This is a genomic window from Enterobacter sp. IF2SW-B1 (assembly GCF_001743375.1).
Classification (GTDB): Bacteria; Pseudomonadota; Gammaproteobacteria; order Enterobacterales; family Enterobacteriaceae; genus Enterobacter; species Enterobacter bugandensis.
Genome location: NZ_MJAA01000011.1, coordinates 71,652 through 91,266, shown reverse-complemented (window position 1 = coordinate 91,266; position 19,615 = coordinate 71,652). Strand labels below are relative to the sequence as shown.

General features: G+C 57.6%; 18 protein-coding genes. 8 read left to right on the top strand and 10 right to left on the bottom strand.

Annotated elements, in window-relative coordinates; genetic code table 11:
• Nucleotides 1–4: 4 nt before the first annotated feature.
• The 7 genes from A6013_RS20115 to A6013_RS20085 form a co-directional block, all read right to left on the bottom strand.
• Nucleotides 5–256 carry an acyl carrier protein gene (locus A6013_RS20115; protein ID WP_024908875.1) on the bottom strand — a complete coding sequence of 84 codons (252 nt, stop codon included), beginning with the start codon at nt 254–256 and terminating at the stop codon, nt 5–7.
• A gap of 10 nt (nt 257–266) precedes the next feature.
• On the bottom strand, nt 267–524 hold the full coding sequence (locus A6013_RS20110) for a phosphopantetheine-binding protein (protein ID WP_028014701.1): 258 nt from the start codon (nt 522–524) through the stop codon (nt 267–269).
• Nucleotides 505–1,320, bottom strand: coding sequence for a 1-acyl-sn-glycerol-3-phosphate acyltransferase (locus A6013_RS20105; RefSeq protein ID WP_048960820.1), 816 nt, complete (start codon nt 1,318–1,320; stop codon nt 505–507). Before A6013_RS20105 ends, A6013_RS20110 begins: the two co-directional genes overlap by 20 nt.
• Nucleotides 1,317–2,039 (bottom strand): beta-ketoacyl synthase chain length factor, encoded by a 723-nt coding sequence (locus A6013_RS20100; RefSeq protein WP_048960817.1) that lies wholly within the window; start codon nt 2,037–2,039, stop codon nt 1,317–1,319. The genes A6013_RS20105 and A6013_RS20100 overlap by 4 nt, the downstream gene beginning before the upstream one ends.
• A gap of 47 nt (nt 2,040–2,086) precedes the next feature.
• The gene (locus A6013_RS20095; protein ID WP_041911892.1) at nt 2,087–3,151 is read right to left on the bottom strand and encodes a class I SAM-dependent methyltransferase; all 1,065 of its coding nucleotides are present in this window, start codon (nt 3,149–3,151) and stop codon (nt 2,087–2,089) included.
• Nucleotides 3,152–3,219: 68 nt separating this feature from the next.
• On the bottom strand, nt 3,220–3,609 hold the full coding sequence (locus tag A6013_RS20090; protein WP_028014697.1) for a hypothetical protein: 390 nt from the start codon (nt 3,607–3,609) through the stop codon (nt 3,220–3,222).
• Between the two features lie 321 nt (nt 3,610–3,930).
• Entirely contained in the window at nt 3,931–4,980 is a 1,050-nt protein-coding gene (locus A6013_RS20085; RefSeq protein ID WP_041911893.1) for an AI-2E family transporter, read from the bottom strand.
• Nucleotides 4,981–5,125: 145 nt separating this feature from the next.
• Between A6013_RS20085 and A6013_RS20080 the strand changes: the two genes are divergently transcribed.
• Nucleotides 5,126–6,343, top strand: coding sequence for an MFS transporter (locus A6013_RS20080; protein WP_069733644.1), 1,218 nt, complete (start codon nt 5,126–5,128; stop codon nt 6,341–6,343).
• Between the two features lie 4 nt (nt 6,344–6,347).
• On the opposite strand, the gene A6013_RS20075 is transcribed toward A6013_RS20080, so the two are convergent.
• Together A6013_RS20075 and A6013_RS20070 are read right to left on the bottom strand one after the other, a co-directional pair.
• On the bottom strand, nt 6,348–6,905 hold the full coding sequence (locus tag A6013_RS20075; protein WP_028014694.1) for a DcrB family lipoprotein: 558 nt from the start codon (nt 6,903–6,905) through the stop codon (nt 6,348–6,350).
• Between the two features lie 72 nt (nt 6,906–6,977).
• Nucleotides 6,978–7,643: a 7-cyano-7-deazaguanine/7-aminomethyl-7-deazaguanine transporter gene (locus tag A6013_RS20070; protein WP_028014693.1), complete on the bottom strand. Its 666-nt coding sequence runs from the start codon at nt 7,641–7,643 to the stop codon at nt 6,978–6,980.
• A gap of 167 nt (nt 7,644–7,810) precedes the next feature.
• Here A6013_RS20070 and tusA point away from each other — a divergent pair, with 167 nt between their 5' ends.
• Nucleotides 7,811–8,053, top strand: coding sequence for a sulfurtransferase TusA (gene tusA / locus A6013_RS20065; protein WP_032653764.1), 243 nt, complete (start codon nt 7,811–7,813; stop codon nt 8,051–8,053).
• Nucleotides 8,054–8,117: 64 nt separating this feature from the next.
• Here the strand turns inward: tusA and yhgN are convergent, their stop codons facing one another.
• On the bottom strand, nt 8,118–8,711 hold the full coding sequence (yhgN, locus tag A6013_RS20060; RefSeq protein ID WP_003861574.1) for an NAAT family transporter YhgN: 594 nt from the start codon (nt 8,709–8,711) through the stop codon (nt 8,118–8,120).
• A 177-nt stretch (nt 8,712–8,888) separates the two neighbouring features.
• On the opposite strand from yhgN, the gene asd reads away from it, so the two are divergent.
• From asd to glgP, 6 genes are all read left to right on the top strand, one after another.
• Nucleotides 8,889–9,992 carry an aspartate-semialdehyde dehydrogenase gene (gene asd, locus A6013_RS20050; protein WP_022649649.1) on the top strand — a complete coding sequence of 368 codons (1,104 nt, stop codon included), beginning with the start codon at nt 8,889–8,891 and terminating at the stop codon, nt 9,990–9,992.
• 239 nt (nt 9,993–10,231) lie between these two features.
• Nucleotides 10,232–12,418: a 1,4-alpha-glucan branching enzyme gene (glgB, locus tag A6013_RS20045; protein ID WP_045259374.1), complete on the top strand. Its 2,187-nt coding sequence runs from the start codon at nt 10,232–10,234 to the stop codon at nt 12,416–12,418.
• Entirely contained in the window at nt 12,415–14,388 is a 1,974-nt protein-coding gene (gene glgX, locus A6013_RS20040) for a glycogen debranching protein GlgX (protein ID WP_069733643.1), read from the top strand. The genes glgB and glgX overlap by 4 nt, the downstream gene beginning before the upstream one ends.
• A 17-nt stretch (nt 14,389–14,405) precedes the next feature.
• Nucleotides 14,406–15,701: a glucose-1-phosphate adenylyltransferase gene (gene glgC, locus A6013_RS20035; RefSeq protein ID WP_028014690.1), complete on the top strand. Its 1,296-nt coding sequence runs from the start codon at nt 14,406–14,408 to the stop codon at nt 15,699–15,701.
• Complete coding sequence (gene glgA / locus A6013_RS20030; protein WP_041911898.1) at nt 15,701–17,134, top strand: glycogen synthase GlgA; 1,434 nt, start codon at nt 15,701–15,703, stop codon at nt 17,132–17,134. Before glgC ends, glgA begins: the two co-directional genes overlap by 1 nt.
• An 18-nt stretch (nt 17,135–17,152) precedes the next feature.
• Nucleotides 17,153–19,600, top strand: a complete 2,448-nt coding sequence (gene glgP, locus A6013_RS20025; RefSeq protein ID WP_069733642.1) for a glycogen phosphorylase — start codon at nt 17,153–17,155, stop codon at nt 19,598–19,600.
• Nucleotides 19,601–19,615: the final 15 nt, after the last annotated feature.

Below are 19,615 nucleotides of genomic sequence, written 5' to 3'. Positions count from 1 at the left end.
TGTCTTACTCTTCGCGCAGCAGCTGTTCGACGGCGTCTACCACATCCTGAACGGTACGAACCGATTTGAAGGTTTCCGGCTTGATTTTCTTACCGGTTTTCTTCTGCAGATGGACAATCATGTCCACCGCGTCAATGCTGTCCAGCTCCAGGTCTTCGTAAAGACGGGCTTCGGGCGTAATGTCCTGCGGGTCGATTTCAAAGAGTTTGGTCAGAAGGCCGCAGACTTCCTGATAAATGGTTTCTTGTTCGGTCATAGTTCACATCTCAGGCGCGTTGGGCGTGGATAAAGGACGCCAGGGTGGCGACGGAAAAGAAGTGCTGGCGCATCTCTTCGCTTTCGGCAGAAAGCACCACGCCATACTGGTTTTTCACCGCCAGACCCAGCTCCAGCGCGTCGATAGAGTCGAGACCCAGCCCGTCGCCAAACAGCGCGGCATCGGTATCAATATCCTCTGCGGTAAGCTCGTCCAGATTCAGCGTGGTGATAATGAGATTCTTAATTTCAAGATAAAGCGCTTGCATCATTAATTCCTGACAAAGATTGAAGGCCTGATGTTAATCGATGCTGCAGGTGCCGGTTTAACTGCCTTGCCGCCAGTGCCGGTTCTTGTTGCCTTGCATCGTAAAATTCGTCGATGTTCACGCGATCGCGCACATCGACGGTAAAGACAGGTTTTGCGGGCGGTACATCATACCAGCGGCTTTTTTTATCCAGCAGGTGCTCGCTGCAGTGGATGAGTACGATCCGCAGATCGCTGCCGCAGCGCACGGCGATATTTGCCGCGCCACGCTGGAGGGACATCGCCTCACCTGGGCGGGTACGCGTCCCTTCCGGGAAGATTAACAGCGTGTCGCCCTGGGCCAGACGCTGCTGGCTGGCGGCGAGCAGGGGCTCGGCCTCGCTGTTAATCAGATAATCCGCCGCGCGGATAACGCCGCTGACAAACGGATTGCGCAGTAACGCGCTTTTCACCAGACAGTCGGTTTCGGGCATTACCGACGCCAGAATCACGTAGTCAATTAACGTAGGGTGGTTAGCCACCACCAGGCAGCCCCGATCGCCGCGCAGAGCATCAAGATTGTGGATGCGATAGTCCAGCACCCCGGTGCCGCGGGCAACGGTTAAGAAGAAGCGGAAGCTGGCCGCGATGCTGCGGCGCGCCAGGCGACGGCGTTTGGCGCGATCGCGCTGGGCAATCAGCAGCAGGTTGAACCAGACCAGCGACAACAGCAGCCCGCCCGCGCCAAACAGCACGAAGCAGAATCCGGTCATGACCAGACGCCATAGCCAGTTGATCCGGGCGGTCAGGCGGTTCATTGGCGCGCCCACTGCCACAGCAAACGTTCGCCGGGCACCACAAACTGCCGTTCCTCACGGAGATAGCGTTGCAGGAACATCAGGCTTTGCGGCAGGGCGGCTTCCTCGCCCGTGCTGCCGCTGCGGGTTTCGCACTGCCATTCGCTGCCGGCTTCAATCACCAGCGCCACCGCGTACGGCCAGGTAGGCATCTGCGGCGGTAACGCCGGATGGTAAAATTCCGGCAGCGCGCCGTCAAAATCCACCAGCAGGACGCGGGAGTAGCCCGCATGCAGCAGGCTCAGCACTTCACACAGGGCCTGCTGAAAGGTGTCCAGCCCGGCGGAAATGGATGATGAGACAACAGGCTGGCGAGCGGCGATCGTGAGATTGCCCACCGCGGAATTGTGCACGGACATGGCGAAGTCGGTAGGCGAGACGGCCTGCCCGGTCGCCAGCGTATGCAGAATACGGTAATTGCGCTCCAGCTCGCCGTGGCGGCTGGAATAGACGACGGCGTCTATGGCGTGGCCTTGCAGCATGGCAAGACCAATATCCACCGCCAGCTTACTGCCTGAGTTAAGGCGGCGCGCGGTCATCATGGGTAACGCGGTCAGGCGGGGTAGAGGAGCCGTCGGGTCGATGGTCGACTGCAGGCGCGACCACGCCTGCCACTCTGCGGCATCGCTTAGTCCTGGCGCTCTTGCCTGCCAGTCAATAATGTTCAGTGAAAATTTCATCTACGCGCGTCCGCGGAATACCGTATTCAAAGGGCAGCCAGGCTGCGCTATTGTTCACGTTTGGTGCAAATTAACAGGGTATGACCTACCCCAAGGTTATCCAGCCGCTGTGCTATGCTGAAGCCCGCCCTTTCCAGGTAGTGATAAAACTTCTCTACGCTGTAAAACCGGCTATTGCCATTCGCCATACAGGTGAAATAGAGCGAGGTGGCATTCAGGCTGAAAGCCGCCGCTTCATATTTCTGGGCATCCCAGAAAAGCTCCATGATGCACAACCGTGCGCCAGGCTTCATGACCTCTGCGACGCGCGTCAGCATGGCGACAATCTGATCCGGAGAGAAACAGTCGAGGAACTGGCTCATCCACCAGACGTCGGCATCTCCCGGCAATGCCGACGGACTAAGCATATCGACAGCATGGAATCCAATACGATGAGAAAAACCTGCTTTTTCGATGTTTTCCTGCGCCAGCGCTATCTGCTGCGGGAGATCGAGGATCGTCACGGCAACATTGTCGTCATAGCGGCAGCAGCGTAACGACCATTTACCTGTATTTCCGCCCACATCGTACAATTTTGTCGGCGAGCTTGCGAATATATATGGCAACGCAGCGTCAAAAGCGGCGTCGGAATAGTAATGATCGAAGGCAAACCAGCTCTCTTTTGCCGGGGCAGGAAGCTGGGATAAAGCCGGATAGATGGTTGGCCAGTCGCCAAACACGGATAATCCAGCCGGTTTTTCTTTCTGCAGGGCATCGGCCAGATGAAATAACCCCTGGTAACAGACGTCCTGCGTGAAATCCATATTAACGCGGGTCATGGTATCGTGGAGTAAGAAATGGCCCACTTTCGCCAGGAAATAACGACCTTCTTTATAAGTAATTATCCGCCCGCTTAATCCCATGTCTAACAATACGCTGACGGCATAACTGCTCAGGGTACTGTTTTCGGTTATTTCGTCGAGGCTCGCCCCCTTATTACCCTGTTTATCGAGCCAGGCGAGAACGCCCGAGTTACGCAGACAAAGCGCGGTCTGAAATAACATCGGCGCAAAAGCGATGCGTTGCGCTTCGGTAATGGCATCCAGCGCGCTGAGCGTGTCCTTTTCGTACATTGTTGCGTAACCTTTCAGGGTAAGAAATGAGGTTATCGGGCCATGTCCGGCCCGACTTTAGAAAAATATTACAGCGCGGCACCCGCAGAAAGGTTCAGCTGAATATCATGGTCGAGGTTGTTCACCCAGCGGTTATAATTTTTGTGAATTTTACCGTCTGCCGCTTTCAGGTTCAGGCTGCTTTCGTAATTAATTGAATAACTTGTCGCAGAGTAGGGAATACGCACCTGGACCGAGTGATCGCGTGCCTGTAGACGGCCCTTAATCACGCCCGGGCCCGCTTCCGTCATGATCCAGTCACGCTTCTGGCCTGCTTTCAAAATGGCTGTTTTCACCTGATCGGCAGTATGACCGGCGCTCACGACAGAGTGAACCTGAGCAATAGGGGCGGTACGCGCACAGCCAGCCAGTGCGCCAACGAATACGGCGGCAGTGCACCATTTAACGAGCTTTTTCATCAACAACTCCATATCAATAATAACAATTAAAGGTAGTGTTTTTTACAAATAAGCATCACCAGGCTTAGGGATTAAGTCAGGTGTGTTTTTAATCAATATTAATGTTTACATTACGTCGTCGCTAAGGCGGGGTATAATATCACGCAAAATAATTAATCATTCCGTTTTTTTTAATTTGCTTTAAGGGGGGTGTTGCATTTAAGCGAAATCTGGGTGAGTTGATAAAAAACGTAAGGAATAAGCCTTAACGCAAATAAAAATACCGCGACGGTGAGCGTCGCGGTATTTGACGGTATAAACCCGTTTACACAGACAGATACATTACCCCGGCAACCGGCTTTTCGGCCGCCCCGGCCCAAGCAGGATCGCCAGCTTGCTGCCCCCTTTGGTGGTTTCCATCCAGATTTTACATACGCTGGTCAGCGGGACCGACAGCAGCATGCCGACAGGGCCCAGCAGCCATCCCCAAATCAGCAAGGATAAAAACACCACCAGCGTCGACATGCCCAGCCGGTGCCCCATCATGCGCGGTTCAAGAATGTTGCCCAGCACCATATGCACGACGAGGAACAGCGCTCCGACCAGCATACATTCGTAGAAACCGTTAAACAGAAACGCCTGAATCATCGGCGGCACGGCGGAAAGCACCGCGCCAATATTCGGCACGTAGTTCAGCAGAAACGCCAGCACCCCCCACATCAGCGCGAACTGAACATCCATCAGCATCAGCCCCAGCCAGACAATAATCCCGGTCCAGACGCTCAGCAGCGTTTTCAGCGCCAGATATTTGGAGACGCCCTTTAAGGCGCGGTGTAGGCCGGCAATGTGTATTTGCGGGTTATTTAAAGCAAAGCGCAGCTTATACGGAACATGGCGCACTTCGAACAGCATAAACACCACCGTCATGACCAGCAGCAGTATGCTGGCCATCGCGCCGGAAAGACCGGTCATCAGCGTGGTGGCGTAGGTCATGACCTTCTCGGAATCCATCCTGCGCAGCATCCGCTCTGGTGAAATATGCAGGTTAAGAAAGGGCATCATCTCCTGCAGCGCGACGATTTTACGCGTCAGCTCTTTATTGTACTGCGGCAACATGGTGGAGAATTCGCTCAGCGATGCCGCCAGTACGCCGAAGAGCGCCGTCAGGCCAATCAGCATCACGATAACCACGATGGTGATGGCCACCGGGCGGCTCACGCCCCGGCGTAAAAACCAGGTCACCAGCGGATTGAGGACAATGGCAAAAAAGAGCGCCAGCAGGAGCTGGACGATAATGTCAGCGGCAGCATGTATACCCGCAAGGATAACCACCAGACAGGCGAGTTTTAATAAGATATGGAGTCCTGCTTTATCAGGCTGGGGAGCTAACATGCGTGTTCCTTAGTAAGATGACCCGATAAGTGTAGTGCCTTAGGGCCGCTTCGTCTGGCACCGATAATCTGAAAGTCGGGGCTGATTTTCTTATTGCTCCGTGGTAATAGTGAAACACTGTTGCAAAAAATTCAGGTAGAACCCCATGCCAGAACCTGCCGCCGAACCGGCGCTGAGCGGATTGCGCCTCAATCTGCGCATTGTTTCCGTCGTTATCTTCAACTTTGCCAGCTATTTAACGATCGGCCTGCCGCTGGCGGTTCTGCCGGGCTACGTCCATGACGTGATGGGTTTTAGCGCGTTCTGGGCGGGGCTGGTCATCAGCCTGCAGTATTTCGCCACGCTCCTTAGCCGCCCGCACGCCGGGCGCTACGCCGACCTGTTCGGTCCCAAAAGCATTGTGGTATTGGGATTGTGCGGCTGTTTCCTCAGTGGTCTGAGCTACCTGCTGGCTGCCGCTACCAGCCACTGGCCGCTGGTCAGCCTGGCGCTGCTTTGCCTGGGCCGCGTCATTCTCGGGATTGGGCAAAGCCTGGCAGGAACCGGCTCGACGCTATGGGGTGTGGGGGTTGTCGGTGCATCACACATTGGCCGGGTTATCTCGTGGAACGGGATCGTCACCTACGGGGCGATGGCGCTCGGCGCGCCGCTTGGCGTGGCCTGTTACGCCTTTGGCGGTCTGTATGGACTGTCGCTGACCATTATAGCGGTCGCGCTTGTGGCGATACTGTTTGCGCTGCCGCGCCCGAAGGTGAAGGCCAGCAAGGGCAAGCCGCTGCCGTTTCGGGCCGTGCTGGGGCGCGTCTGGCCGTACGGCATGGCGCTGGCCCTGGCGACCACCGGCTTCGGCGTCATTGCGACCTTCATTACCCTGTTTTATGACGCCAAAGGCTGGGAGGGCGCGGCCTTTGCGTTAACCCTCTTCAGCGGTGCGTTTGTTGGCGCACGCCTGCTTTTCCCGAACGGTATCAACCGTCTGGGCGGGCTGAACGTAGCGATGATCTGCTTTGCGGTAGAGATTGTCGGGCTGCTGTTAACCGGCATCGCCAGCGCGCCCTGGATGGCGAAAATTGGCGTCTTCCTGGCGGGAGCCGGTTTCTCGCTGGTCTTCCCGGCGCTGGGCGTGGTGGCGGTTAAAGCGGTGCCGCAGCAGAACCAGGGGGCGGCGCTGGCGACCTATACGGTATTTATGGATATGTCTTTAGGCATTACCGGGCCGCTGGCGGGGCTGGTGATGGCCTGGGCGGGGGTACCGGTGATCTATCTTGCCGCGGCGGGTCTGGTGATAATTGCCCTGCTGCTGACGTGGCGGCTAAAAAAATGGCCCCCGGTGCAGGCACCGGAGGCCACGTCATCGTCGTGAAGGGTTACTGGATCACGATGGTGTTAATGATGTTTTCAGCAGCCGTCTGCGCTTTCTGCTGATCTTCCGCTGGCAGGGTGATCTGCAGGGTCAGCAGTTTGTTATCAACCTTGCCCAGCACCACAGAAGACCAGGCGGTCTGGCCTTTTGCGGAGATGATGCTGTCCAGTTGCTGCAGCTTATGGCCTTTCAGCTCGATGGATTTATTGGTAACCACCTGCAGCTGCGGGTCGCGGCCGCGCTGCTGATCTTCCAGACGTTTGGACAGGACGGCCAGGTCTTCGCTGGTGTCGTCGCCCACAATCACAATGACCGCTTTCTGGCCGGTTGCGTCGGAGTAAACGTGCATGTTATTCGCCTGGGTGCCCAGCTTGCCGCTCTGGTCAGTCATATCGGCTGGCAGAGAGAAACTGAGTTTACCATCCATCAGATTCACCGGCTGACCGGTCGCGTTGCTTTCTGCGGATGCGCCCTGAGCAGGCGTTTTCGTGTCGCTGTTATCACAGGCTGCAAGACCCACAACCAGCAGGCCAATCCCGACATATTTAACCAGATTGCGCATTGACTTCTTCCTTTCGATAAACGGCCATAGCGGCTCATTCACCCATCTTATCACAACTGATAAAGCGAACCCTTAACCAGCCTGCAATGCCGTGATTTCAGATTTATCTGCCAGCCTTTTCAGCAGCATATTCAGCAGCACGCCGTACATCGGCAGGAAGAAAACAATGCTGATGAGCACCTTGAAGCAGTAGTCCACCAGCGCGATCTCCATCCAGTGCTCGGCCATAAAGGCATCCGGGCTGCGCCAGAAGGCGATGAAGAAGAAGGCCAGCGTATCGCTCACGTTGCCGAACAGCGTGGACGCGGTCGGTGCCATCCACCAGCGGTGATTCTGACGCAGGCGGTTAAACACGTGCACGTCGAGGATCTGCCCCAGCGCGTAGGCCATAAAGCTTGCAGCGGCGATACGGGCGACAAACAGGTTGAAGTGTGTCAGCGCCTCAAAGCCTTGCCAGCTTCCCATGTAAAACAGGGAGGAGATCACGTACGAGATGAACAGCGCCGGAAGCATGACCGCAAAGATAATGCGGCGCGCCAGCGGTGCGCCGAAGATACGCACGGTCAGATCGGTGGCGAGGAAAATAAACGGAAAGCTGAACGCGCCCCAGGTGGTATGAAAACCAAAAATGGAGATCGGGAGCTGCACCAGGTAGTTGCTGGAGGTGATCACCAGCAAATGGAAAAGCGAAAGCCAGAACAACGCTTTTACGCGCTGTGATTCAGAGAACTGCGTCATATTGTGACCTTTTTATACGTTGGGGTGAGGGAACCCAATAAAAACCGCAGCATGATACTGCTTTGGCTGGACATTGCAATGGTTAGTTTTTGCGCAATCGTTAACCTGGTTTGCATTGCCCGCGCCGGGGCGTAAACTACAGCCGTTTTTATCTGACCGAGAAGATCATGACCGACCTGTTTTCCAGCCCAGACCACACCCTTGATGCCCAGGGCCTTCGCTGCCCGGAGCCGGTAATGATGGTACGTAAGACCGTGCGTAACATGCAGACCGGTGAAACGCTGCTGATTATTGCCGACGATCCGGCCACCACGCGCGATATTCCCGGTTTTTGTACCTTTATGGAGCATGAGCTGGTGGCGCAGCAGACGGAAACGCTGCCGTACCGGTATTTGATTCGTAAGGGGTAGGTGGGCTGTCCTCTGCGGCCTGATGCCCTCACCCCGGCCCTCTCCCACGGGGAGAGGGAGAAAGTCATCCTTTCATCCACGCCCTGATCCCGTCCAGGAACATCTGCGTCGCCATCATTACCAGAATCAGCCCCATCAGACGCTCCAGCGCGTTCACCCCTTTCTCACCCAGCAGGCGCAGGAACAGCGACGACTGCAGCAGAATAATAAATGTTCCGCCCCAGGCAATCAGCAGGGCAATCACCAGATGGCTCATCTGATTCGGATACTGATGCGACAGCAGCATCAGCGTCGCCAGAATGGTTGGCCCCGCGACGAGGGGAATCGCCAGCGGCACGATAAACGGCTCTTCGCCCGCGGGCAGGCCGCTGCTGCTGCCTTCGGCGCTCGGGAAGATCATCTTAATGGCAATCAGGAACAGAATAATCCCGCCGGAAATGGAGACCGTTTCGGCGCGCAGGTTCAGGAACGCGAGGATTTTTTCACCGGCAAACAGGAAGATAAACATCACCAGCAGGGCAATAAGCAGCTCGCGGATCATGATCGCCCGGCGGCGCTTCGGCTCGGTGTGCTTCAGCACCGACATGAAGATGGGCAGGTTGCCCAGTGGATCCATTATCAGGATCAATAAAACCGCTGCTGAAATGATTTCACTCATGTAAATTATCCCTGAAACTCTCTATGGTTATTATGATAATTAGCTGTATTTCTGATTGCCGGGCAATCATCGATTAATTTCGCTTGCGACTTTGGCAGCATTTTGTAATGTGAAGCATATCCCAGTTCAATACTGGCTTGCACAATCAGCACACACCCTCAGCAGGAAAAAAATGCTATGAAAAACGTTGGTTTCATCGGCTGGCGCGGTATGGTCGGCTCTGTACTCATGCAACGCATGGTTGAAGAGCGCGATTTCGACGCTATCCGCCCGGTCTTCTTCTCCACTTCCCAGCTCGGCCAGGCTGCTCCGTCCTTTGGTGGTACCACAGGCACGTTGCAGGACGCTTACGATCTGGAAGCGCTGAAGGCACTCGACATTATTGTGACCTGCCAGGGCGGCGATTATACCAACGAAATCTATCCAAAGCTGCGTGAAAGCGGCTGGCAGGGCTACTGGATTGACGCGGCCTCTTCACTGCGCATGAAAGACGATGCCATCATTATTCTCGACCCGGTTAACCAGGACGTCATCACCGACGGCCTGAACAACGGCGTGAAAACCTTTGTTGGCGGTAACTGCACCGTCAGCCTGATGCTGATGTCCCTCGGCGGCCTGTTCGCGCAGGACCTGGTGGAGTGGGTCTCCGTGGCGACCTACCAGGCCGCGTCCGGCGGCGGCGCGCGCCACATGCGCGAGCTGCTGACCCAGATGGGCCAGCTGCACCAAAGCGTCGCGACCGAGCTGGCAAACCCGGCGTCCGCCATCCTCGACATCGAGCGCAAAGTCACTCAGCTGACCCGCAGCGGCGAGCTGCCGGTGGATAACTTCGGCGTACCGCTGGCCGGCGGTCTGATCCCGTGGATCGACAAACAGCTGGATAACGGTCAGACCCGCGAAGAGTGGAAGGGCCAGGCGGAGACCAACAAAATTCTCGCCACCGCGAATACCATTCCGGTTGACGGTCTGTGCGTGCGTATCGGCGCGCTGCGCTGCCACAGCCAGGCCTTCACCATTAAACTAAAAAAAGATGTGTCTATTCCGACCGTGGAAGAGCTGCTGGCCGCGCACAACCCGTGGGCGAAAGTGGTACCAAACGATCGCGATATCACCATGCGTGAACTGACCCCGGCTGCCGTTACCGGCACGCTGACCACGCCGGTTGGCCGCCTGCGCAAGCTGAACATGGGGCCGGAGTATCTCTCCGCGTTCACCGTCGGCGACCAGCTCCTGTGGGGGGCCGCCGAGCCGCTGCGCCGCATGCTGCGCCAGCTGGCGTAATAATTTGTTAAACACAGGGGGTGATTGTCACCCCCTTTTTTTGCGTACTACATGGAGTAAAACGCAGATGTCTTATTTTTTATCAGGAGGAACCACGACGTTGGCTATGCTTTAAGGAAGATTTATTTCTCACCTGAGGGTAGGGCGGAGCAGAGAGGATCAACTGCACCGTTTAGGTCACATTAAAAGTCGTCCCGGAGCGCGTAAAAAGGGCGACATAAAAAAACAGGATGAATACCATGTCCGATCGTATTTCGAGAGACGTGATTAATGCGCTTATTGCGGGTCATTTTGCCGACCCCTTTTCTGTGCTAGGGATGCACCGTACAGAGGCCGGACTGGAAGTTCGGGCGCTGTTGCCGGATGCGACAGAAGTGTGGGTTATCGAACCCAAAACCGGCCGCAAGGTGGGTAATCTGGAATGCCTCGACTCGCGCGGCTTCTTTTCGGGCGTCATGCCCCGCCGTAAAAACCCCTTTCGCTATCAGCTCGCCGTTATCTGGCACGGCCAGCAAAACCTGATTGACGATCCCTACAGCTTTGGGCCGCTCTTAAAAGAGATGGACGCCTGGCTGCTGTCCGAAGGGACCCATTTACGCCCCTACGAAACGCTGGGTGCCCACGCGGATACCATGGACGGTATCACCGGCACGCGCTTTGCCGTATGGGCGCCAAACGCCCAGCGCGTCTCCGTTGTCGGGCAGTTCAACTACTGGGACGGTCGCCGCCACCCGATGCGCCTGCGCCGTGAGACGGGCATCTGGGAGCTGTTTATCCCCGGGGCGCATAACGGCCAGCTCTACAAATTTGAGATGATCGACGCGCACGGCAAGCTGCGCATTAAAGCCGACCCGTACGCCTTCGAGGCGCAGATGCGCCCGGATACCGCATCGCTGATCTGCGGCCTGCCGGAGAAGGTCGTCCAGACCGAGGAGCGCAAGCAGGCCAACCGCTTTGATGCGCCGATCTCCGTTTACGAAGTGCATCTCGGCTCATGGCGCCGCCACACGGACAACAACTTCTGGCTCAGCTACCGGGAGCTCGCCGACCAGCTGGTGCCGTACGCCAAATGGATGGGCTTTACCCACCTCGAACTGCTGCCGGTTAACGAGCACCCGTTCGACGGCAGCTGGGGCTATCAGCCCACCGGGCTGTATGCGCCGACGCGGCGCTTCGGCACGCGCGATGATTTCCGCTATTTCATTGATGCCGCGCACGCCGCCGGGCTGAACGTGATCCTCGACTGGGTCCCGGGCCATTTCCCGTCGGACGATTTTGCGCTGGCAGAGTTCGACGGCACGAAGCTGTACGAGCACAGCGACCCGCGCGAAGGCTATCACCAGGACTGGAACACGCTGATCTACAACTACGGTCGCCGTGAAGTGTCGAATTACCTGGTGGGGAATGCGCTGTACTGGATCGAACGCTTCGGCATTGATGCCCTGCGCGTGGATGCGGTGGCCTCGATGATCTACCGCGACTACAGCCGCAAAGAGGGGGAGTGGATCCCGAACGAGTATGGCGGCCGTGAAAACCTCGAAGCGATTGAATTTCTGCGCAACACCAACCGCATCATCGGCGAGCAGGTGGAAGGCGCCGTGACCATGGCGGAAGAGTCGACGGACTTTGCGGGCGTCTCCCGCCCTCCGTCATCAGGCGGCCTGGGGTTCTGGTACAAGTGGAACCTGGGCTGGATGCACGACACGCTCGATTACATGAAGCTCGACCCGGTTTATCGTCAGTATCACCACGATAAGCTCACCTTCGGGCTGCTCTACAACTACACCGAAAACTTCATGCTGCCGCTGTCGCATGATGAAGTGGTGCACGGCAAAAAATCCATTCTCGACCGCATGCCGGGCGACGCGTGGCAGAAGTTTGCCAACCTGCGCGCCTACTACGGCTGGATGTTTGCCTTCCCGGGCAAAAAGCTGCTGTTTATGGGCAATGAGTTCGCCCAGGGTCGCGAGTGGAACCACGACACCAGCCTCGACTGGCATCTGCTGGAGGGCGGCGACAACTGGCACCACGGCGTACAGCGTCTGGTGCGCGACCTGAACCTGACCTACCGCCACCACAAAGCGCTACACGAGCTGGACTTTGATCCGTACGGCTTTGAGTGGCTGGTGGTGGACGACCACGAGCGCTCGGTGTTTGTCTTTGTACGTCGCGATAAAGCGGGCAACGAGATTATCGTCGCCAGCAACTTTACGCCGGTGCCGCGCGAACACTACCGCTTCGGCATTAACCAGCCGGGCAAATGGCGCGAGATCCTGAATACCGATTCCATGCATTACCACGGCAGTAACGCCGGTAACGGCGGGCTGGTGCAGAGCGATGCGATTGAAAGCCACGGGCGTCCAAACTCCCTGAGCCTGACGCTGCCGCCGCTTGGCACCATCTGGCTGATGCGGGAGGGAGAATGACGCAGCTTACGGCAGGTAAACCCGAACCGCTCGGCGCGAGTTTTGATGGAAAGGGGGTGAACTTCACGCTCTTTTCTGCTCACGCGGAGCGGGTGGAGCTCTGCGTGTTTGACGGGGAGGGTAACGAGCACCGTTACGATTTACCGTCCCGCACGGGAGACATCTGGCACGGTTACCTGTCCGGCGGGCGTCCGGGAATGCACTACGGTTTTCGCGTACACGGCCCGTGGGAGCCTTCTCAGGGGCACTGGTTTAACCCGGCGAAGCTGCTGATTGACCCGTGCGCGCGCCGCGTGGACGGCGAGTTTAAAGACGACCCGCTGTTCCACGTCGGCTACGGCGAACCGGACCACCGCGACAGCGCGCCCGTCGCGCCGAAAAGCGCGGTGGTGCACGATCTCTACGACTGGGAAGACGATGCCCCGCCGCGCACGCCGTGGGGTAGCACCGTCATCTATGAAGCGCACGTCAAAGGGCTGACCTACCTGCATCCGTCGATCCCTAAAGAGATGCGCGGCACCTACAAAGCGCTGGGGCATCCGACCATGGTCGCTTACCTGAAGCATTTGGGCATCACCGCGCTGGAGCTGCTTCCGGTGGCGCATTTCGCCAGCGAGCCGCGTCTTCAGCGTCTTGGGTTAAGCAACTACTGGGGCTACAACCCGCTGGCGATGTTCGCTCTCGACCCGCGTTACGCGGTGCATCCGGAGAAAGCGCGGGACGAGTTTCGCGACGCGGTGAAGGCACTCCACGCCGCGGGCATTGAGGTCATCCTGGACGTGGTTCTGAACCACAGTGCGGAAAGCGATCTTGACGGCCCGACGCTCTCACAGCGCGGAATCGATAACCGTAGCTATTATTGGATCAGGGAAGATGGCGATTACGAGAACTGGACCGGGTGCGGTAACACCCTCAACCTCAGCCATCCGGCCGTTACGCATTACGCGTACGAATGCCTGAAATACTGGGTAGAGACGTTCCACGTGGACGGTTTTCGTTTCGACCTGGCGCCGGTGATGGGGCGCACTCCAGCATTTAGCCAGCAGGCGCCGCTGTTTGAGGCGATAAAAAACTGCCCGGTGCTCTCAACGGTGAAGCTGATTGCGGAACCCTGGGACATTGGTGAAGGCGGTTATCAGGTGGGGAACTTCCCGCCGCTGTTTGCCGAGTGGAACGACCACTACCGCGATGCCATCCGCCGCTTCTGGCTGGCGCGCGATTTGTCGCTGGGCGAGTTCGCCGGACGCTTTGCCGGCTCCAGCGATCTCTTTAAGCGCGACGGAAAACGTCCGTCGGCCACCATCAACCTGGTGACGGCGCATGACGGTTTTACGCTGCGCGACTGCGTTTGTTTCAATCAGAAACACAATGAGGCCAACGGCGAAGAGAATCGCGATGGCACTAACAATAACCATAGCTTTAATCATGGTATAGAAGGGTTAGGCGGAAGTCTGGATGTGATCGAGCGGCGACGCGCCAGCGTTCATGCGCTGCTGACGACGCTTTTGCTGTCTCAGGGCACGCCGATGCTGCTGGCGGGCGACGAGCACGGCCACAGCCAGCACGGCAATAACAACGCCTATTGCCAGGACAATACCTTAACCTGGCTCGACTGGGGGGAGGCGAACAGCGGGTTGACCCATTTCACCGCGGCGCTGATCCACCTTCGCCAGCAGATCCCCGCCCTTACCGCCGACAGCTGGTGGGAAGAGGGCGACGGCAACGTTAGCTGGCTGAATAAAGACGCGCAGCCGTTGAGCGCGCAAGAGTGGCAACACGGCATCACCTGCCTGCAAATCCTGCTTTCGGATAAGTGGCTGGTGACGCTGAACGCGACGGACGACGTCGCAGAGATTGTTTTACCTGACGGGGAGTGGCGAGCTGTTCCCCCCTTTGCCGGAGCGGATAATCCGGTAGTAATGGCTGTCTGGCACGGGCCTGCGCACGGAGTGTGCGTATTCCAAAGATGATAAAAAAGGAGTTAGTCATGGTTAGATTAGAGAAGAACGATCCGTTAATGTTGGCGCGCCAGCTACCATTAAAAACCGTTGCCCTGATACTTGCGGGCGGGCGTGGTACCCGTCTGAAAGATTTGACCATCAAGCGCGCCAAGCCGGCCGTTCACTTTGGTGGTAAGTTCCGCATTATCGACTTTGCGCTCTCAAACTGCCTGAACTCGGGCATTCGCCGCATTGGCGTCATTACTCAGTATCAGTCGCACACCCTGGTGCAGCACATTCAGCGCGGCTGGTCATTCTTCAGCGAAGAGATGAACGAGTTTGTCGATCTGCTCCCGGCGCAGCAGCGCGTACACGGGGAAAACTGGTACCGCGGCACGGCGGATGCGGTGACCCAAAACCTCGACATTATTCGCCGCTACAGCGCGGAATACATCGTGATCCTCGCGGGTGACCACATCTACAAGCAGGATTACTCGCACATGCTGATCGATCACGTCGAAAAAGGAGCGCGCTGCACCGTGGCGTGTCTGCCGGTGCCCGTTGCCGAGGCGACGGCGTTTGGCGTGATGCACGTGGATGCGGACGACAAGATTATCGACTTCGTTGAAAAACCGGCGAACCCGCCAACCATGCCGGGCGATGACACCAAATCGCTCGCCAGCATGGGGATCTATGTCTTTGATGCAGATTATCTTTATGAGCTGCTCGAAGAAGACGACAAAGACGAAAGCTCCAGCCACGACTTCGGTAAAGACATCATCCCGAAAATTACCAAAGCTGGCATGGCCTATGCACATCCCTTCCCATTGTCCTGCGTGCAGTCCGACCCGAATGCGGAGCCTTACTGGCGTGATGTGGGAACCCTGGAAGCGTACTGGAAAGCCAACCTCGATCTGGCGTCCGTGACGCCTGAGCTGGATATGTACGACCAGAACTGGCCGATTCGTACCCACATGGAATCCCTGCCGCCGGCGAAGTTCGTGCAGGACCGCTCCGGCAGCCACGGCATGACCCTGAACTCGCTGGTCTCCGGCGGGTGCATCATCTCCGGTTCGGTGGTGGTGCAGTCCGTGCTGTTCCCGCGCGTGCGTATAAACTCATTCTGTAATATCGATTCGGCGGTTCTGCTGCCGGATGTCTGGGTAGGGCGTTCGTGTCGTCTGCGTCGCTGCGTGATCGACCGCGCCTGCGTCATTCCTGAGGGAATGGTGATTGGTGAAAACGCGGAAGAAGATGCGCGTCGCTTCTACCGTTCTGAAGAGGGGATCGTGTTAGTCACACGGGAAATGTTGCGGAAGCTGCAGATCAAACAGGAGCGATGATGCAGGTTTTACACGTATGTTCTGAGATGTTCCCGTTGTTAAAAACGGGCGGCCTGGCGGATGTTCTTGGTGCATTACCGGCGGCGCAAATCGCCGGTGGAGTCGATACCCGCGTCCTGCTGCCCGCCTTCCCGGATATCCGGCGCGGCATACCTGATGCAAAGGTGGTGACCCGCCGTGAAACGTTTGCCGGACGCATCACCCTGCTGTTTGGGCACTACAACGGCGTAGGGATCTACCTGATCGACGCGCCGCATCTGTACGACCGTCCGGGCAGCCCGTATCACGATACCAACCTGTTCGCCTATACCGACAACGTGCTGCGCTTTGCGCTGCTCGGCTGGGTGGGGGCGGAGATGGCCGTCGGGCTGGATCCATTCTGGCGTCCGGATGTGGTCCACGCGCACGACTGGCACGCCGGGCTGACGCCAGCGTATCTGGCGGCAAAAGGGCATCCGGCAAAATCGGTGTTTACGGTGCACAACCTGGCGTATCAGGGCATGTACTATGCGCATCATATGAATGACATCGATCTGCCATGGTCGTTCTATAACATGCACGGGCTGGAGTTCAACGGGCAAATTTCGTTCCTGAAGGCCGGGCTGTACTACGCCGACCACATCACGGCGGTGAGCCCCACCTACGCGCGTGAAATTACCCAACCGGAGTTTGGCTACGGTCTGGAAGGGCTGCTGCAGCAGCGCCATCGTGAAGGCCGCCTGTCGGGCATTCTGAATGGCGTGGATGAGCAGATCTGGAGCCCTGAAACCGATCTCCTGCTGGCCGCGCGCTATGGCCGCGACTCGGTGGAAGATAAAGCCGAAAACAAACGCCAGCTGCAAATTGCGATGGGGCTGAAGGTCAACGACAAGGTGCCGCTGTTTGCGGTGGTCAGCCGCCTGACCAGCCAGAAAGGGCTGGATCTGGTGCTGGAGGCGCTGCCCGGTTTACTGGAGCAGGGCGGACAGCTGGCGCTGCTCGGCGCGGGCGACCCGGTGCTGCAGGAAGGTTTCCTCGCCGCCGCCGCGGAACATCCGGGGCAGGTGGGCGTGCAGATTGGCTATCACGAAGCGTTCTCGCACCGCATTATGGGCGGCGCGGACGTGATTCTGGTGCCGAGCCGTTTCGAACCCTGCGGGCTGACGCAGCTCTACGGCCTGAAATACGGCACGCTGCCGCTGGTGCGCCGCACGGGCGGGCTGGCGGATACGGTTTCTGATAGCTCTCTGGAAAACCTGGCGGACGGTATCGCCAGCGGGTTTGTCTTTGAAGACAGTAATGCCTGGTCGCTGCTTCGGGCGATTCGGCGTGCGTTCGTCTTGTGGTCCCGTCCATCCCTGTGGCGTTACGTTCAGCGTCAGGCGATGTCCATGGACTTTAGCTGGCACGTTGCGGCGCAGTCGTACCGCGACCTTTATCAACGCTTGATGTAACGAGGCGAAGTTACTGATATGAACGCTCCATTTAGCTACTCTTCCCCCACGCTCAGCGTTGAGGCGTTAAAGCACTCCATCGCCTACAAGCTGATGTTTACCATCGGGAAAGATCCGGTCATCGCCAACAAGCACGAGTGGCTGAACGCCACCCTGTTTGCGGTGCGTGACCGCATGGTCGAACGCTGGCTGCGCTCTAACCGCGCCCAGCTTTCGCAGGAGACGCGGCAGGTTTACTACCTGTCGATGGAATTTTTGATTGGCCGCACCCTCTCCAACGCGCTGCTGTCGCTCGGTATCTACGACGACGTCAAAACCGCGCTGGAAGAGATGGGGCTGGATTTAGAAGAACTGATTGACGAAGAGAACGACCCGGGGCTGGGTAACGGTGGTCTCGGGCGTCTTGCCGCCTGCTTCCTTGACTCGCTGGCAACGCTGGCGCTGCCGGGGCGCGGCTACGGTATTCGCTACGACTACGGCATGTTCAAGCAGAACATCGTTGATGGCCGGCAGAAAGAGTCCCCGGACTACTGGCTGGAATACGGCAACCCGTGGGAGTTCAAACGCCACAACACGCGCTACAAGGTGCGCTTTGGCGGACGCATTCAGCAGGAAGGGAAAAAGTCCCGCTGGGTGGAAACCGAAGAGATCCTCGCCGTGGCCTATGATCAGATCATCCCCGGCTATGACACCGATGCGACCAATACGCTGCGCCTGTGGAACGCCCAGGCGAGTAGCGAAATCAACCTCGGTAAATTTAACCAGGGCGACTACTTTGCCGCGGTGGAAGATAAAAACCACTCCGAGAACGTCTCCCGCGTGCTGTACCCGGATGACTCAACCTACTCCGGGCGCGAGCTGCGCCTGCGTCAGGAGTATTTCCTCGTCTCCGCGACGATTCAGGACATCCTCAGCCGCCACCATCAGCTGCACAAAACCTACGCCAACCTGGCGGAGAAAACCGCGATTCACCTTAACGACACCCATCCAGTGCTCTCCATTCCCGAGCTGATGCGCCTGCTGATCGACGAGCACAAGTTCAGCTGGGACGACGCGTTTGAGGTGACGTGCCAGGTGTTCTCCTACACCAACCACACCCTGATGAGCGAAGCGCTGGAGACCTGGCCGGTGGACATGCTCGGCAAAATTCTGCCGCGCCACCTGCAAATCATCTTCGAGATCAACGACTACTTCCTCAAGACGCTGCAGGAGCAGTACCCGAACGATACCGGGCTGCTGAGCCGTGCCTCGATCATTGATGAATCCAACGGTCGTCGCGTGCGCATGGCCTGGCTGGCGGTTGTCATCAGCCACAAGGTCAACGGCGTTTCCGAGCTGCACTCGAACCTGATGGTGCAGTCCCTGTTTGCGGACTTCGCAAAGATCTTCCCGACGCGCTTCTGCAACGTCACCAACGGCGTTACGCCGCGCCGCTGGCTGGCGCTGGCCAACCAGCCGCTCTCTGACGTGCTGGATGAGAATATCGGCCGCACCTGGCGCACCGATTTGAGCCAGCTGAGCGAGCTTAAGCAGCATATTGATTTCCCGATGGTGAACAAGGCCGTGCGGGAAGCCAAGCTGCTGAACAAGAAACGTCTGGCGGTCTGGCTGGCGATGCACCTCAACGTGGTCGCAAACCCGAAAGCGCTGTTTGACGTGCAGATCAAGCGCATCCACGAGTACAAGCGTCAGCTGATGAACGTGCTGCACGTGATCACTCACTACAACCGCATTAAGGCCGATCCAACCGCAGAGTGGGTGCCGCGCGTGAAGATCTTCGCCGGTAAGGCGGCTTCCGCCTACTACATGGCGAAGCACATTATTCACCTGATCAACGATGTGGCGAAGGTGGTGAACCAGGATCCGGAGATTGGCGACAAGCTGAAGGTGGTATTCATCCCGAACTACAGCGTCAGCCTGGCGCAGCTGATCATCCCGGCGGCAGATCTCTCCGAGCAGATCTCCACGGCGGGAACGGAAGCGTCCGGCACCAGCAACATGAAGTTTGCCCTCAACGGCGCGCTGACCATCGGCACCCTGGACGGGGCGAACGTCGAGATGCTGGAGCACGTAGGAGAAGAGAATATCTTTATCTTCGGCAATACCACCGAAGAAGTGGAGGCGCTGCGCAGGAAAGGCTACTCCCCGCGTGAGTTCTATGAAGGGGATGAAGAGCTACGTCAGGTCCTGACGCAGATTGCGACCGGTGTGTTCAGCCCCGACGAGCCGGGCCGCTATCGCGATCTGGTGGATTCGCTGATTAACTTTGGCGACCACTATCAGGTGCTGGCGGATTATCGCAGCTACGTGGACTGCCAGGATAAAGTGGACGAGCTGTACCGTCAGCAGGAGAAGTGGACCAGCGCGGCGATGCACAACATCGCCAACATGGGGTATTTCTCGTCTGACAGGACCATCAAGGAGTATGCCGAGAACATCTGGCATATTGATCCGGTGCGGTTGTAAAAACAAAGCCCGGTA

Coding starts and splice junctions, on each gene's coding strand:
- A6013_RS20095 (WP_041911892.1), bottom strand. CDS start 3,151: ATGTACGAAAAGGACACGCTCAGCGCGCTGGATGCCATTACCGAAGCG.
- asd (WP_022649649.1), top strand. CDS start 8,889: ATGAAAAACGTTGGTTTCATCGGCTGGCGCGGTATGGTCGGCTCTGTA.
- glgP (WP_069733642.1), top strand. CDS start 17,153: ATGAACGCTCCATTTAGCTACTCTTCCCCCACGCTCAGCGTTGAGGCG.
- A6013_RS20090 (WP_028014697.1), bottom strand. CDS start 3,609: ATGAAAAAGCTCGTTAAATGGTGCACTGCCGCCGTATTCGTTGGCGCA.
- A6013_RS20100 (WP_048960817.1), bottom strand. CDS start 2,039: ATGAAATTTTCACTGAACATTATTGACTGGCAGGCAAGAGCGCCAGGA.
- glgX (WP_069733643.1), top strand. CDS start 12,415: ATGACGCAGCTTACGGCAGGTAAACCCGAACCGCTCGGCGCGAGTTTT.
- A6013_RS20085 (WP_041911893.1), bottom strand. CDS start 4,980: ATGTTAGCTCCCCAGCCTGATAAAGCAGGACTCCATATCTTATTAAAA.
- A6013_RS20080 (WP_069733644.1), top strand. CDS start 5,126: ATGCCAGAACCTGCCGCCGAACCGGCGCTGAGCGGATTGCGCCTCAAT.
- A6013_RS20115 (WP_024908875.1), bottom strand. CDS start 256: ATGACCGAACAAGAAACCATTTATCAGGAAGTCTGCGGCCTTCTGACC.
- A6013_RS20105 (WP_048960820.1), bottom strand. CDS start 1,320: ATGAACCGCCTGACCGCCCGGATCAACTGGCTATGGCGTCTGGTCATG.
- glgC (WP_028014690.1), top strand. CDS start 14,406: ATGGTTAGATTAGAGAAGAACGATCCGTTAATGTTGGCGCGCCAGCTA.
- A6013_RS20110 (WP_028014701.1), bottom strand. CDS start 524: ATGCAAGCGCTTTATCTTGAAATTAAGAATCTCATTATCACCACGCTG.
- A6013_RS20075 (WP_028014694.1), bottom strand. CDS start 6,905: ATGCGCAATCTGGTTAAATATGTCGGGATTGGCCTGCTGGTTGTGGGT.
- glgB (WP_045259374.1), top strand. CDS start 10,232: ATGTCCGATCGTATTTCGAGAGACGTGATTAATGCGCTTATTGCGGGT.
- glgA (WP_041911898.1), top strand. CDS start 15,701: ATGCAGGTTTTACACGTATGTTCTGAGATGTTCCCGTTGTTAAAAACG.
- yhgN (WP_003861574.1), bottom strand. CDS start 8,711: ATGAGTGAAATCATTTCAGCAGCGGTTTTATTGATCCTGATAATGGAT.
- A6013_RS20070 (WP_028014693.1), bottom strand. CDS start 7,643: ATGACGCAGTTCTCTGAATCACAGCGCGTAAAAGCGTTGTTCTGGCTT.
- tusA (WP_032653764.1), top strand. CDS start 7,811: ATGACCGACCTGTTTTCCAGCCCAGACCACACCCTTGATGCCCAGGGC.